The sequence below is a fragment of the Pseudomonas sp. SW-3 genome, assembly GCF_016615645.1.
GTDB classification, from domain to species: domain Bacteria; phylum Pseudomonadota; class Gammaproteobacteria; order Pseudomonadales; family Pseudomonadaceae; genus Aquipseudomonas; species Aquipseudomonas mandelii.
The window spans coordinates 6,302,564-6,315,181 of sequence record NZ_CP067098.1 but is presented as its reverse complement, the minus strand read 5'-3'; the positions used below and the strand labels follow the sequence as shown (position 1 = coordinate 6,315,181).

Annotated in this window: 8 protein-coding genes; 1 reads left to right on the top strand and 7 read right to left on the bottom strand. The window is 60.3% G+C overall.

Going from position 1 to position 12,618, the window contains the following annotated elements; translation table 11 throughout:
• Nucleotides 1–6 precede the first annotated feature (6 nt).
• Genes JIO00_RS28705 through JIO00_RS28685 form a run of 5 tightly spaced genes read right to left on the bottom strand, consistent with a single transcriptional unit; the run spans nt 7 to nt 10,191 of the window.
• A complete protein-coding gene (locus tag JIO00_RS28705) occupies nt 7–1,998 on the bottom strand; it encodes a vWA domain-containing protein (protein ID WP_010465135.1) in 1,992 nt (663 codons plus the stop codon).
• Complete coding sequence (locus JIO00_RS28700; protein WP_083375472.1) at nt 1,998–3,014, bottom strand: hypothetical protein; 1,017 nt, start codon at nt 3,012–3,014, stop codon at nt 1,998–2,000. The genes JIO00_RS28705 and JIO00_RS28700 overlap by 1 nt, the downstream gene beginning before the upstream one ends.
• A gap of 3 nt (nt 3,015–3,017) precedes the next feature.
• Nucleotides 3,018–5,729: a putative virulence factor gene (locus JIO00_RS28695; RefSeq protein ID WP_200667285.1), complete on the bottom strand. Its 2,712-nt coding sequence runs from the start codon at nt 5,727–5,729 to the stop codon at nt 3,018–3,020.
• Nucleotides 5,726–8,791 carry a virulence factor SrfB gene (locus JIO00_RS28690; RefSeq protein ID WP_010465128.1) on the bottom strand — a complete coding sequence of 1,022 codons (3,066 nt, stop codon included), beginning with the start codon at nt 8,789–8,791 and terminating at the stop codon, nt 5,726–5,728. Before JIO00_RS28690 ends, JIO00_RS28695 begins: the two co-directional genes overlap by 4 nt.
• Nucleotides 8,792–8,808: 17 nt before the next feature.
• On the bottom strand, nt 8,809–10,191 hold the full coding sequence (locus tag JIO00_RS28685; RefSeq protein ID WP_102595401.1) for an SrfA family protein: 1,383 nt from the start codon (nt 10,189–10,191) through the stop codon (nt 8,809–8,811).
• Nucleotides 10,192–10,457: 266 nt separating this feature from the next.
• On the opposite strand from JIO00_RS28685, the gene JIO00_RS28680 reads away from it, so the two are divergent.
• Nucleotides 10,458–11,669 carry an aldose 1-epimerase family protein gene (locus JIO00_RS28680; RefSeq protein WP_200667284.1) on the top strand — a complete coding sequence of 404 codons (1,212 nt, stop codon included), beginning with the start codon at nt 10,458–10,460 and terminating at the stop codon, nt 11,667–11,669.
• Between the two features lie 52 nt (nt 11,670–11,721).
• On the opposite strand, the gene JIO00_RS28675 is transcribed toward JIO00_RS28680, so the two are convergent.
• Nucleotides 11,722–12,024 carry a hypothetical protein gene (locus JIO00_RS28675; protein ID WP_010465122.1) on the bottom strand — a complete coding sequence of 101 codons (303 nt, stop codon included), beginning with the start codon at nt 12,022–12,024 and terminating at the stop codon, nt 11,722–11,724.
• The gene (locus tag JIO00_RS28670; RefSeq protein ID WP_200667283.1) at nt 12,011–12,589 is read right to left on the bottom strand and encodes a hypothetical protein; all 579 of its coding nucleotides are present in this window, start codon (nt 12,587–12,589) and stop codon (nt 12,011–12,013) included. Before JIO00_RS28670 ends, JIO00_RS28675 begins: the two co-directional genes overlap by 14 nt.
• Between the last annotated feature and the right edge of the window lie 29 nt (nt 12,590–12,618).

Genomic DNA, 12,618 nt, shown 5'->3' with positions numbered 1-12,618 from the left:
GTCTCGTTAAGGCATCATTTCCAGTGGCACGGGGTACACGTTGTCCCGTGCATCGCTGTCTTTGGCTAAAGCCACCCAACGGTCGACGTCAGCGTTGTAACGCTGGTAGTGCCGCAGTTTGGTATTGAGCGTGCGGATGAATTTCTCCTGCGCCAGGCCATCCCAGCTCTTCCAGGTTTCTTCGTCCAGGTTCAGCACTTCGCTCTGATACGGCAGGTCTTCGAGGTACTCGCCGAGCACGCCCATGTCCGCCAGTTTGGTATTGCCGTTCTGCTTGAGCTGATTGGGATCGGCGCCCATGGTGGCGGCCACCGAGCGCAGGCGCTCGAACATTTCCGTCGGCGAGATCAGGCCTTCGTTGGCCGCATCGAGGATCTGCTTCATCACGTCGCTCAAGTCGCTGAGCTGGGATTTGGTCAGCAGCACCCGCACGTCGGTGGTCGGGACGTTCTGCTTGATCAGGTCACGGTCAGTGATCCACGCCTTGAACACTGGCGGTGCCTTGCTGTTGGTCTTCTCGCCCAGATAGGCAAGTTGCATGGCGTGGCCGATCAGCGCCGCGTCTTCGAGCATTTTCTTCTCGGCCGGGTCCTGCTTGGCGTTCACCGCGCTGCCGATGGCGTCTTCGCCCATGTAGGCGGCTTTCACTTGCGAGGTGATCGCGGTGGCCAGCGAATCCACCTTGCGCCCGAACTCCTGAATATCGCCCGCGTTCACCGGGTAATACAGCGAGGTGTTGGTGCCCGGGTAGGTCGACAGATTCTGATACTGCGCCTCGGCCTTGGCGTGGTCCTTGATTCCGGCCGGGGTTTTCAGGTGCAGGGTGTAAATCGCCACGCCCGGGTTGGCGGCTTCGAGGCGAACCTGCGAGGCGCTCAAACCGGTTTTCGACAGTTTGTCGTCGCCTTCGATGGCGCCCGCGTCGGTGATCAACACCACGTAGCGCGCACCGAACTGGCTCCAGTCGACCTTGTCGATGCTCTCCATGACACCGGCAAAGGCGTCTTCGTCGAAACTGCTGCTCGATACTTTGGCTTGTTTGAGGTCGGCGACCTTGGCGAGGAAGTCGGAACTGTCCTTCACTTGAGTCGGGTCGGCATACATTTTGGTGGTGTATTCCAGGCCTGGCACCGCCTGGGTGTTGGAGCGGAACGCCACCAGGCCGAACTTGACCTGCTTGCCGAGGTTCTGCGATTCGATCTGCTGATAGACCTTGCGGATCGCCTCGCGGGTGCGGTCGATGTACGGGTCCATCGAGATCGTCGAGTCGATGACAAACACCACCGCTGCAGTGAATTCCTTCAGTTGGTTGGCCGCCTTGTCCTCGGCTTCCTTGCCACCGGCCGCGCTGTTGGCCGCACCACCCTTGGCGTTCTGGTCATCGGGCTTGCTGACCGATGCGACGTTCAGCAGCCGCGTGCGGAAACCGCCCTCGGTCATCACTTCTTCGCCGCTGAGGACCGGCAGCAGGTAGAACTGCTTTTGCAGGTCGACGAAATATTCAGGTTCTTCGGCGAGCACGCCCGGTGCTTGCTTGCCCTTTTTCAGCGTGGCCCGCAGCGGGGCGACTTTGCTCACCGGGTCCGGTGCATCAAGGATGCCTTCGACAGTGGCGCGATCCTTGAAGAACAGCAGCCGGTCGCGGTTGGCCGGGTTGGTGAACGCCAGTGTCAGCTGCATTTTCCAGTCGGTGGTGCAGCTGGCGGGCAACCAGCCAATGGTTTTGCCGTAACTGTCGGGACCGACTTTGAGCCATTCGGCGTTGGCCGCTTGAGCACGCTCATAAACGTAGAAGCGGCTGAAGACTGGTTGCGCATCGCCTGCCGCGCCGCCTGCCGTCGGGCTGAGTTTGCAGCCCGGGGTGGTCAGTACGCGCTGGAACAAGGTCTTTTTACCGGCCTGGATCAGCGGTTTGTCTTCGGCCTGGGACAACGGGCTGATGCACAGTGCCAACAGCGCGGCGCCGCTCAGCAGGAAACGACTCAGGGGAGAACGCATCACTTCTGCAACTCCTCGAAACGCTGTTTGGCTTCGGCGTTGTTCGGGTCCTGGGTCAGGATCGTTTCATACCAGTAGGCGGCGGTGGCGTTGTCCGCGGCCGGGAAGCACTCGCTGGCTTTCAGGTATTTAGGGTCGTACTCGCGGGCATAGGCATTGGCGATCAGCGCGTCACCGGCCTGGGCACGGTTGGCGTACAGGCGCTGGGCAACACCGCAGTGTTTGCCGGCCTTGGCTTCGTTGATGATCTCCAGCAACTTGGCACTGTCGGGCGCGGCCTTGATGCAGGTCTGGACGAAGGTCAGCTCGGGCAGGCTGTTCATGCTGTCGAGGGTGCAGGCTTGCGCATCGGCACCGGCCGGTACGGCGGCAGCGATGGCCGGGGCGGGGACCGGAGTACGTTTGTAGAACCAGAACCCGGCCGCTGCGGCCACCAGCAACAGCACGACGAGCGCGAGGCCGATGAGGCCTTTTTTGCTTTTCTTTACCGGGGGTGGAGGCGGTGTGTAAGCGGGTTCGTTGGGCACCGATTCCAGTTCGATTTCTGGCTCGGCGGTGTTCAGGACCAATTCCGGCAGCTCTGGAATTTCGGGTTCCGGTGCAGCAGGTGCGCTCAAGTCTGCACCACCGTAAGTCGAACGCGTCTGGCCACCGGCCGTGGACGGCAGCAACCCGACGCCTGGCCGGACCACGCCTTTGTCGGTGTGCCCCTGGCTCTGTTCGCGCAGCTCGATCATGAATTGCGAGTTGGTGCCGCCTTCGAGCAGCGGGTCGACTACTTCCGGGCCGACCTGGGCTTCAAGGGCTTCACCACTGGTCGCAACGCTGAAGCGCGAGACCTTGAACCAGAACGGATTGCTGCTCCAGGCTTTCTGATCCTGGAGGTAGAACCCGTCCTGATTACGCTGAATGGAGAACTCCAGCTGTTCTTCGCCACCCTGCCATTTCTTCACAGTGAGGCACGCCTGGCCAGGCACGTTGGGTTCTAAGGCGAGCAGGTCGACACGAATTGGCATTGCTTATCTCGCTGTGAAGGCTGTGAGCACATGGCCCAGCCGTTCATTCTGTTCAGGGGTGATTTCGCGACCGGCACCATGGCCGGCATTGTCCTGCGTGATGTAGGCCAGGCCCGAGAGCCAGTCACCCAGATACCGCTGCGCCTGGTTAGCCGGTTGCGGCGGCAACACCGGCACTTGTCCCGGACCGATGTCGGTATAGAACGAGAACAAGGGCGCCTTGGCACCGGCACGGCTGTTCGGGCGCTCGTTGACCGGTTTTTGCAGGTAGCCGAACCAGGACACGAAGTCGCGCAGCACGCGTTGCACTTCCAGCACCTGGCGTTCGACCAGTTGGTCGCGCCGTGCGCCGCTTTGTGCACGCTTGAGCACCGCACGGCTCAGTTGGCCGGGCAAGTCCTGGCGGTAACCGGCCGTGATCAATTCGTCGACCACCGCTTCGATCAACGCTTTTTCCAGTCCTAGCAGGGTGAGCAGGCTTTGCCGGGTGGTCAATTCGCGCAGGTGTGCAATCCAGGCCTTGAACGCGGCTTTGGCGAAGCGGTGTTCGTTGCTTTGCAGTTCCGGCGTCGGGGTGTTGGATTTACTGGCGGCCGGTGTGTCGTGACTCAGGTCGTCGCCGAAATCAAAATCGAACCCGGCGTCGTTGCCGTACAGGCTCTGGCTCGGTGTCGGCGCGGCCGGCTCATCGCTGGCGGCGGGCGCGTCATCGGTTTCGTACACACCACTGAGGTACAGGTCGCGCACCGACTCGCTGGGCATGTCGAGTTCATCGATGAACTCGCCGAGCACGGCCGGACGACGGCCCAGGCCCGTCAGTATCATCTGCGCCTGGGCTTTTTTGGCGGCTGCGGCGCCGTCACCGTCGGCGTGATACCAGGTGCTCAGGCCGTGAGTGGTCAGGCCTTCGAGGCATTCGCTGAGCTGCTCGCGGATGCGCTGCAGTTTGAATTCAATGTTGGCCACGCCTTTGAAACTGCCGCTGAAATGGCTGATGCCACCGTCATCGTTGCGCAGCATTTCTTTCCAGGCGTTGGCGGGATTGTTGATGTGTTTGCACACCAGTTCGTTGCCGGCAAAGCTTGTGCCCAGGGCGTCGACGCGCTCCAGGTAGCTGGGGTTGAGGCCGGTTTCGGCGCCGCTGGCGTCTTGCACGATGAATGCGGCATCCATGCGCGGTTTACGCACCAGGAAAGTGTTCTGGAACGGCGTGCCGGCCCAGTCGTTCATCCAGCTCAGGCTGCCGAAGCGTTCGAGCATGGTCAGCTTGACCATGCCGTTCCAACTCTCGTCGTACTGATCAGGCGTCAGGCTCAGGGAGTTGGTGATGCGCAGGTCGAGCATGGTCAGGGCCCAGATCAGACCGGTATTGCGTTTACTGCGGGCGGCCGCGTCGGCGCCTTGAGTCTTTTCGATCCAGCGCGTCAGCACCGGGCCGACGTCGTTGACGTCGCTCTGTTTGGTCGAGCCGGTGCAGACCACCAGCGCGTTCATTTCCTGGTTGTCGGTGTAGCGTTCGAACAGGTAAGCGACCTTGCCGCGCAGAATCAGCTGCGAGACGGAGTTGTCCTTGGTGGCGGATTCCGGGTCGTTGGAGTCGGCTATCTCGTGCAGCTTCTTGCGCCCGCGATAACCGGGGAAATCCAGCAAGTCGACCTGGTTGACGATGTCGTCCGCCGGGGCTTCGATCAACCCGAAAGTCATCTCGGCGGTCAGTGCCGCCAGTTGCGCGACCGGGATGCCCTGGCTGTTTTGCAGGCGTCCGTCGACCCGGGGCCGCACGTCGATCGGCAAGTCCCGCGGGCTGCCGAAGCGCTCGAGGATGTCGACGTTCATGATGCTGTCGCGCTGGCTGTAGGTGTCGTTTTCGAAACTTACCAAAGCCTTCAATGGCGCGAAGACGGTCTCGGGCAGGCCCAGCTTGTGCAGCGCGCCGGCCAATTGCTGGTACACGCGCGTCAGCTCGCTTTGCTCACCCCAAAGGATGGAAAACAGCTCGGCACGCTCCTGGAAATTCAGGCGTGGCGCCAGTTGCAGCGCCGTCGGCCAATACAGGTGCTCAAGCTTCTTCACCGAATTGCGGAAGTTGTCGCGCAGGTAATCCCACAGCGACACCAGATCGTCAGCGCTGACGCCCGGTTGCAGCGGCCCGGTCTCGCGCCCTTCAAACGGCTTCAGCACGCGCTGGATGCGCGCTTCGTCGATCTCGTAGGAGATCCGCTCAAGGTCGAAGTCCTTGAACCACGAGTTGGCGAGAATCTTCGCCAGTTCGATTTCCTTGAACAGCGTCAGTTCGACCGGGAACTGCGGATCCTGGCTCGGCGTGGCGCGGCGGCTGAAGCGCGTCACCAGGCCGGTGGCTTCCTTGCCGCCACCCACCGGGTTGATGTGCTTGATGAAGTCCAGGCGCTGGCCACCGAAATCGGTTTCCAGTTTGCCGTTCTGACCGGCCGCGAGGGCCGAAATCAGGTAGGACTTGCCGGCTTGGGACAAGCCGAAAAAGCCAATGGTCATCGGCGTGCAGGCCACGCGACCGAGGCTGTGGGCCAGGTTGCGGGCGCGGTGCAGGCGGATGTTCAGGTTGTCGGCTTCGCTGTCCAGCCGTGGCGCGTTGCCGCGTGTCTGGCCAATCCATTCCAGCGCCTGACCGGCACCTTCATAAACAGCGGCCCAACGGGCTGAAAGCTGAGTTTGTTCGGGGGTCAGGTCATTCATTTGCGTTTCACACTTCCACTGTCGAGCCAGTACTTGGTCTCGCTCAGGCCGGCGTCGAGCATGGTGTTGAGTTCCAGCTCGAGGTCGCTGCGCGGGTTGAAGTTGACGTTGTTACTGTTGGATTCGATGTCGCGAACCGAAAGGCGATCGCTGACCAGATCCTGCTTGCGCGTGTACTTGTCGGCCGCCTTGACCTCGAAGCGCACCTTGAGCAGCGGCGCGCTGCCGTTTTCTCCAATGGCCCGGGAGAACTTTTCCCGGCCGGCCTTGGTGAACCGCAGGGTGTACAGAGGCGAAGCCGCCCAGCGATCGGCGGCCAACTGGCGGAAACCGAGACGCAGGTCGCCGCGCATTTCCAGCTGCGGCGTGTCGGCGTCATCGCCCGTGCCGATTTCCGGCAACTTGATTTTGTAGTCTTCGGACTGGATGTCGCGGTACAGCACGTCGGCATCCTTGATCACGTTGTTCAGGTCGATGACGCCGATGTGCTTGACCGTCGAATACGGTTTGAGCGCCGAAGAGCGGAAGTAGAAGTTCGGCACGCTGTGGTTGGCGCACAACAGGCACAACATCGCGCCCACCGAAGCGGTGCTTTTCGGGTCGTCAATGCGGCCGTTCTTGTGGAACGGGTACCAGCCGCCGGTGCGATAGTTTTGCAGCGCCAGAATGCGCCCGGGTGGCAGCGGCAGAACCTTGCGAATGAACGCCTGGATACCCGGCAGACGCGAAGGGCGGCCAGTCAGCAGCAGAACATCGCACGGATAGTGCGCGACCACTTCACAGAGTGCGCCGAGGATCTTGGTGATGTTGATCTGATCGTTGAGGAACGCGGCGTGAAGCTTTTGCAGGTCGAAGCCGATCAGCGATTCGTACAGGTCGAAACCGCTCTGGCCCCCGACATCGCGGCGCACGGCGGCGTTGACGTAGTCAAGGACGGTCTGGCTGATCGCGTTGTCGCCCAGCAACTGGCGGTAGCTTTGCGGGCTGACTTCCTGCGGGACTTGCGGGTCGTAATGCTCGTAGGCCTTAAGCAACGCAAGGCCCAGCGGTGCGAACACCTGCAGGTTCAGTTGCTGGCGCAGAATCATGTCCTGGGCGCTGACCGATTCGTCGCCGCACAACCGCGACATCAGCGAATCCGGGGCTTTCACGCCCGCGTTCTGCAAGGCTTTCTCGAAGCTCGGCAGGATGAAGTCCTGAATCACGTCCAGCAGGATGTCGTCGCCGGCCACTTTGAAGCCATCGCGAAAACGCTGCTCGGGCACGATGTGCACATTGCTGCCGCTGCCGGTGTTGCCGGCGCGGTCGAGGCGATAGTCGGTGATGACCAGGTCGGTGGTGCCACCGCCGATGTCGATGGTCGCCAGGGTGATGCGTTCGCGGTCGGTCTTGTCTGGCCGGGCGATGGTGTCGAAAAACTCTTCCGGGTGACCGGCGAAGTTCTCGTTGACCTCGGTGTACAGGTACACCAACTGGCCGCAGGAGGCTTCGTCCCATTCCACGCGGATGCTCGGGATCGGCGTGCGCGGGCTGACGGCCTGATCCTGATGCGGATCTTCCTCGCCGGCGTGCCAGCCGAGGCTTTTCCACACCAGGCCGATGGCCTGCTGCATGCGTTCGTTGAGGATGCTGCGCTCGGCCTGGGGCATGCCCGGCGGCACGGTCAGGGTGATGCTGTTGAGCTGGCGCGGCACGCGGGTGTGACCCTGGCGCGAGCGTTGGGCCGGGCTGTTGATCTGCGACAGCGCCTGGGCCAGCACCTCGGCGAGCATGAAGGTCATCAGCGAGCTGCGCGAGTAACGCGGCATGAACACCGGCAGACGATCGTCTTCTTCGAGGCTGTAAAGCGCCTCGCCGGTTTCGTTGATCAGGTGCGAGAACGGCGCGGCGGTGGCGTAGGGCTCGTTGTCGGTCTTGATGTACGAGCAGTTGAAACGCCAGCCGTGGCCGTAGGCGTTTTCATCCCACAGGTAACGTTTCGGGCTGGACAGGCCCGTCGAGCCTTCGGTGCCGCGACGGCGGCTGGCCAGACGGCTGGCCTCGTTGCCGACCCGGGCGATCGTCGCCCACTGGAACGCATCGTGACGGCCGCTCTTGACCGAGCAGTGGTCCTTGCCGAAATACGCCTGGGCAAACTCCACACGGCTTTCAAACGGCAGGTTGTAGGTGTGTTCGGGGGTGATCAGGTCGCGCAGTTCCAACACGTAATTCTGCTTCAGCCCGGAGCCGGCCTGACCGTGGTTCTCGATCAGGATGCCGCAGGTGCGTGAGTTGCCGACGTCCAGCACCAGGTCCACCGGAATCGGTTTGACCAGGCCATTGCTGTCGTTGGCCACCACTTTCAGCTCAGGGATTTCCACCTTCGGCCTGGCGGTCGACTGCGCTGCCGCAGACGGCGTGCTCAACAGGCTCAGCAGGTTGAGGTAGTGCGCCAGGTGATGGTTGGCGCGGATGTCGATGTCCAGCTCTTCGCGGGAACGATGGGCATTGCCTTCGTTGAACACTTCGAGCAGCCATTCGTTGACCCATGGCTGGGCCAGGAACCAACGGGTTTCGCTGGCCTTGGTCGCCAGTTTGAAGGACACGCCGGAGCTGATGTCTTCTTCGTTCGGCGCCAGGTAGGCGGTGCCGTCACGCTTGGGCATGACGCGGCTGTCGAACGCCATCGTCAGGCGATGGGTGTTGCCGTCGATGTCTGGCGTGGCCAGTTTCACCAGGCGCATCCGCGACCAGTTGGTCGGGCCTTCGTCAAAGCGGTGCGGCGGCATGAAACGGAAAAACGGCGTCGGCAGCCAGACACCGTCCAGCAGCTCGAGGCTGCTTTTCATGTCGACGCTGAACGCCGGCTTGGCCTTCTCGACCTTTTCCGGTTCGGGCTCGTAGAAGTAGAAGTCTTTCTCTTCGTTGTACATCAGCCGGCAGATCAGCCCGCTGATCATCGGCGCGAACTCGCCCGCCGGTTCCTTGCGAGGATCCAGGCGCAGGGCGAAATCCATGAACTGGATACCGGTGTCACTGACGAGCGTGACGGTGTCTTCGAATTGGGTGACTTCAGGCAACATGTCGGGTTATTCCAGTCTTATTCGCCCATTTGCCGCATGGACATGGGGAATTGATCTTTTCCGTAACCGCCGGTGCAGTCCGCGACCGTGGTCGCCCCTTTGCGGCAGTTGACCTTGGGCATGTCGTAAGTGCTGCCATCGCCGCACACGGCCTGGCCCTGGCTGTCGATGGCGAGGCTGCCGCCTTTCATGGTAGCGCTCACCGGCCCGCTGCATTTCGTGCCGTCGGCCTGGTGTACGGTGACTTCGCCCTTACCGTCCTTGAGCTGGTATTCCAGGCGCAGCGGCTTGCCGGTCCGGCGATCCTGAATGCCGGCACCGGCGCGGTACTGACCGTCGAGGAACTTGGCGGCACCGTCGGCGGCGTCAGGCGGAATGCTCAAGGCCGGGCCCGGTTTTGTGGTTGCGGCTGCGGCGGCGGATTTTTGTGCGTCGGGCGGTGTGGTGACAGGTGCCTCGGTTTTGGCTTCGGCTTCGGCTTCCGGTGGCGCGGGTGGCGCGGTTGGGGATTCGGCGGCCGGGTCTTGCGTGATGCCGGCAGTCGCGGCGTCAGCTTCGTTGCCAGCGAGCGCCGGGGCTTCCGCGCCTTGGGTGCCGGTCACGGCGGTGCCTGTGGTGGAACCAGCGACCGTGCCGGTCACGGGAACGCCATTCAGCGTTGTGACATTGCCGGTCAGTTGTGGCTCTTCCAGCTGATTTTCCACCGGCACGATGCCCTCGGGCAGCAAGTCCACCGCCACCAATGGAATCGGTACGCAACCGCGCAGGCCGAGCAACAGCCACAACAGCAACAACAGGAGCGGCAGCAGCAACAGCCACCACCAGCGACGCCACCACGGACGAGCTACCACGGGCACGACGGGCGCCACCACCGGTTCTTCAACCACGGGTGGCAGCGTGAAGACGGGCGGAACCTGATAAAGGCAGTGCAGGGGATCGCGATTACCGGTACCGGCGTGCTCGAAACCCCAGAAGGTCAGCACCGGCTTGCCTTGCACCAGGTAGACGAAATTTTCGTCAGGGAAATGAATGACGCGCTTGAGCAGCTTGCCGAACACGGCTTTGTCGCCTTGCTGCTGTTCGGCCGGGTCCGTGCCTAGGAAACGCTGGCTCAACTCATCGAGCGCAGTCTTCAGGGCTTCAAGTTGGCGACGGGCCGGAGCGCGTTCTTCTTCGGTCGCACTGCTCCACGGGATCACATCGCCTTCGATACCGCTGTACCAATCGATCTGGTTGCCGAGTTCATCGCTTTGAGGAATGGCCAGGTGGTCGACCATGTCGGGGTTCTTGCGGCGAATGGCTTCGCGCAATTGCAGGGCAGCCCGATAGACCGGTTGACCTGTTTCGCCCAGGGCTGTGAATGACCCGCTCTTACCGCTGCGTAATAATGCCCCGCGCATTCAAACTCCATATGTTCCGTTGCGCAAAAATGACAGACAAAGGTGTCTGTTCCTGCTCCTGCATTTAGCTGGCGACCTTAATGTCATAATGATGTCGCCGTCAATCAGCAGAGGTCCAAAACCGTATGAGACTAGCGTAAGCGTGCGGAGGTTGCATGGGGGCAATGTGAATTGATTTGGGAAGACTCGGACGTCCGCTTTTTTAAGCTTGCTGAATCGTTTCATCAGCGCTATAAAAAATGCACAACTCCAAGAAAGGCTTCCCCATGACCCCGCTCAAATTAGTCGTTGCCCTTGGCGCGCTGTCCGCCTCCCACGCCATGGCCTGGGACTACGTCCTGCTCGACAGCGACAAGGCTGCCCAGAACTGGCAGATCACCAGCCAGCAACTCGGTGTCAAAACCGACAAACCCTTCTCCGTGACCCTGCGCACCTTGCACGGCGGCCGGCAAGAGGGCGTCAGCATCGTCGACATCGATAACGGCACAATGAAACTCTCGGTGGTGCCCACTCGCGGCATGAACGTGTTGCAAGCATCGGTCGGCGATGTACGCATGGGCTGGGACTCTCCGGTCAAGGACGTGGTCAATCCGTCCTTCATCGAACTCAACGGCCGCGGCGGACTGGGCTGGCTCGAAGGTTTCAACGAACTGGTGGCTCGCTGTGGCTACGAATGGGTCGGCCATCCCGGCATCGACAACGGCGAACTGCTGACCCTGCATGGCCGCGCCGCCAACATCCCGGCCAGCAAAGTCACCCTGCACATCGACGAAAAACCGCCTTACGCCATCAGCCTGCGCGGCGAGCTGAAAGAGCAGGCGTTCAAAAAAGTCGATTTCTCGGTGGTAACTGAGTTGGTCACTGAACCCGGCAGCGTAGCGTTCGCCCTGAACGACACGTTGACCAACAACGGCGACTACCCGAAGGAATACCAGGCGCTGTACCACAGCAACTTCAGCACGCCATTCCTGGAGCAGGGCGCGCGTTTTGCTGCGCCGGTTAAACAGGTGTCGCCGTTCAACGACAAGGCCAAAGGGGATTTGCCGGATTGGCAGACTTACCGTGCACCGACCAAGGACTACGACGAGACGGTTTACAACGTCGTGCCTTATGGCGATGCCAAGGGCGACACGCTGACCGTGTTGCATAACAAAGCCGGGAGCCTTGGGGTGTCGGTGGGGTTCAATACGCAGCAGTTGCCGGTGTTTTCGTTGTGGAAGAACACGGATACGCAAGGGCAGGGGTATGTGACCGGGTTGGAACCGGGGACGAGTTTTTCTTACAACCGTCGGTATCAGCGGCCGATTGGTTTGGTGCCGATGATTGGGGTTAAAGAGCAGAGGCAGTTTCAAATCCATTACAGCTTGCTGTCCGATAAAGATGCCGTGGATAAGGCGCTGAAGCGTGTGAGTGAGATTCAAGGTGGGCGGGAGACTGAGGTAAGGCAGACGCCGCTGGTGGATTTGACCAAAGAGTAAGCGGCCTTTCGAGATGAGCAGTGGAAGTCTGTGTTCACCGCTCATCAAAAGGCTAAAAAGGAAGTCTCATTTCTGACGCTTGTGCCGCATCAAACAGGCGCCGGATGAAATCGAAGTCGTTCCAGGTTTGGTTGGTATAAAACCGATGCTCCTTATTTCCGATCTCATCGATGTAATAGATAACGTACTCCGCATATTTCTCGTCGGCGTTGAAGCTGTAACGCAATGAAAGAGAAAAGTCCTTTTCCTTGAGTTTCACAAACGAGTTGTTGTCGTCATAACTCCAGGAGAATTCGCCTCTCTCCGTTCTCGCGGTGAGTGCTTTGATGAAATCGAGAAATCTAGGCGGTAGCATATTGACGCCCTCTGGCCGGGTTAACCTTTTCGAGGTTTTCTTTGATGTTTTCAAGATTGTGGTGAAGTAGGATTCTGATCGGCTTTTCGAGCGGAGCGTTTGCCGTCGCGAAAACCCCTTTTCTGATGGTGATTTCAGTTTCTCCAAGGATATTGTCAATCCTTTCGAACTCCTGACTTGTACCGGGTATTTTGGCAAACAGAATCCTGAAATGCTGATAGCACTTCAGCGCCAATGGATAGTTTTCGGTGTCCACATAACCTGCTGCTTCATTGAGCGTCGCAATGCATTCACTGACGGCCGAGGCGCCCTCTACAGCTTTTGCGTCCTTGAGTATTCTGTTGGCTTCTGCACTGATGCTGCGTGAGTAACGAACACTGTGCAGAACTTCGGATATTGAAATGATTAGCGCGACGACCGTAATGACTGTGCCAATGTAGGAAAAGTTGTTCAGGGTTGTCGGAGAGCCAACAACAATTTCCTGCTGTAATAGCGCCGCCCATACGATAGCAATGCTTATCAGGCAATAGACGAATCTGATCCAATGACTTCTTAGTAACTTCATGTATTACTGACGCTCTCTCTGAATATTAT

Excerpts from the sequence above, each read along its gene's own strand:
- JIO00_RS28705 (WP_010465135.1), bottom strand. The coding sequence starts at position 1,998 with ATGCGTTCTCCCCTGAGTCGTTTCCTGCTGAGCGGCGCCGCGCTGTTG.
- JIO00_RS28700 (WP_083375472.1), bottom strand. The coding sequence starts at position 3,014 with ATGCCAATTCGTGTCGACCTGCTCGCCTTAGAACCCAACGTGCCTGGC.
- JIO00_RS28695 (WP_200667285.1), bottom strand. The coding sequence starts at position 5,729 with ATGAATGACCTGACCCCCGAACAAACTCAGCTTTCAGCCCGTTGGGCC.
- JIO00_RS28690 (WP_010465128.1), bottom strand. The coding sequence starts at position 8,791 with ATGTTGCCTGAAGTCACCCAATTCGAAGACACCGTCACGCTCGTCAGT.
- JIO00_RS28685 (WP_102595401.1), bottom strand. The coding sequence starts at position 10,191 with ATGCGCGGGGCATTATTACGCAGCGGTAAGAGCGGGTCATTCACAGCC.
- JIO00_RS28680 (WP_200667284.1), top strand. The coding sequence starts at position 10,458 with ATGACCCCGCTCAAATTAGTCGTTGCCCTTGGCGCGCTGTCCGCCTCC.
- JIO00_RS28675 (WP_010465122.1), bottom strand. The coding sequence starts at position 12,024 with ATGCTACCGCCTAGATTTCTCGATTTCATCAAAGCACTCACCGCGAGA.
- JIO00_RS28670 (WP_200667283.1), bottom strand. The coding sequence starts at position 12,589 with ATGAAGTTACTAAGAAGTCATTGGATCAGATTCGTCTATTGCCTGATA.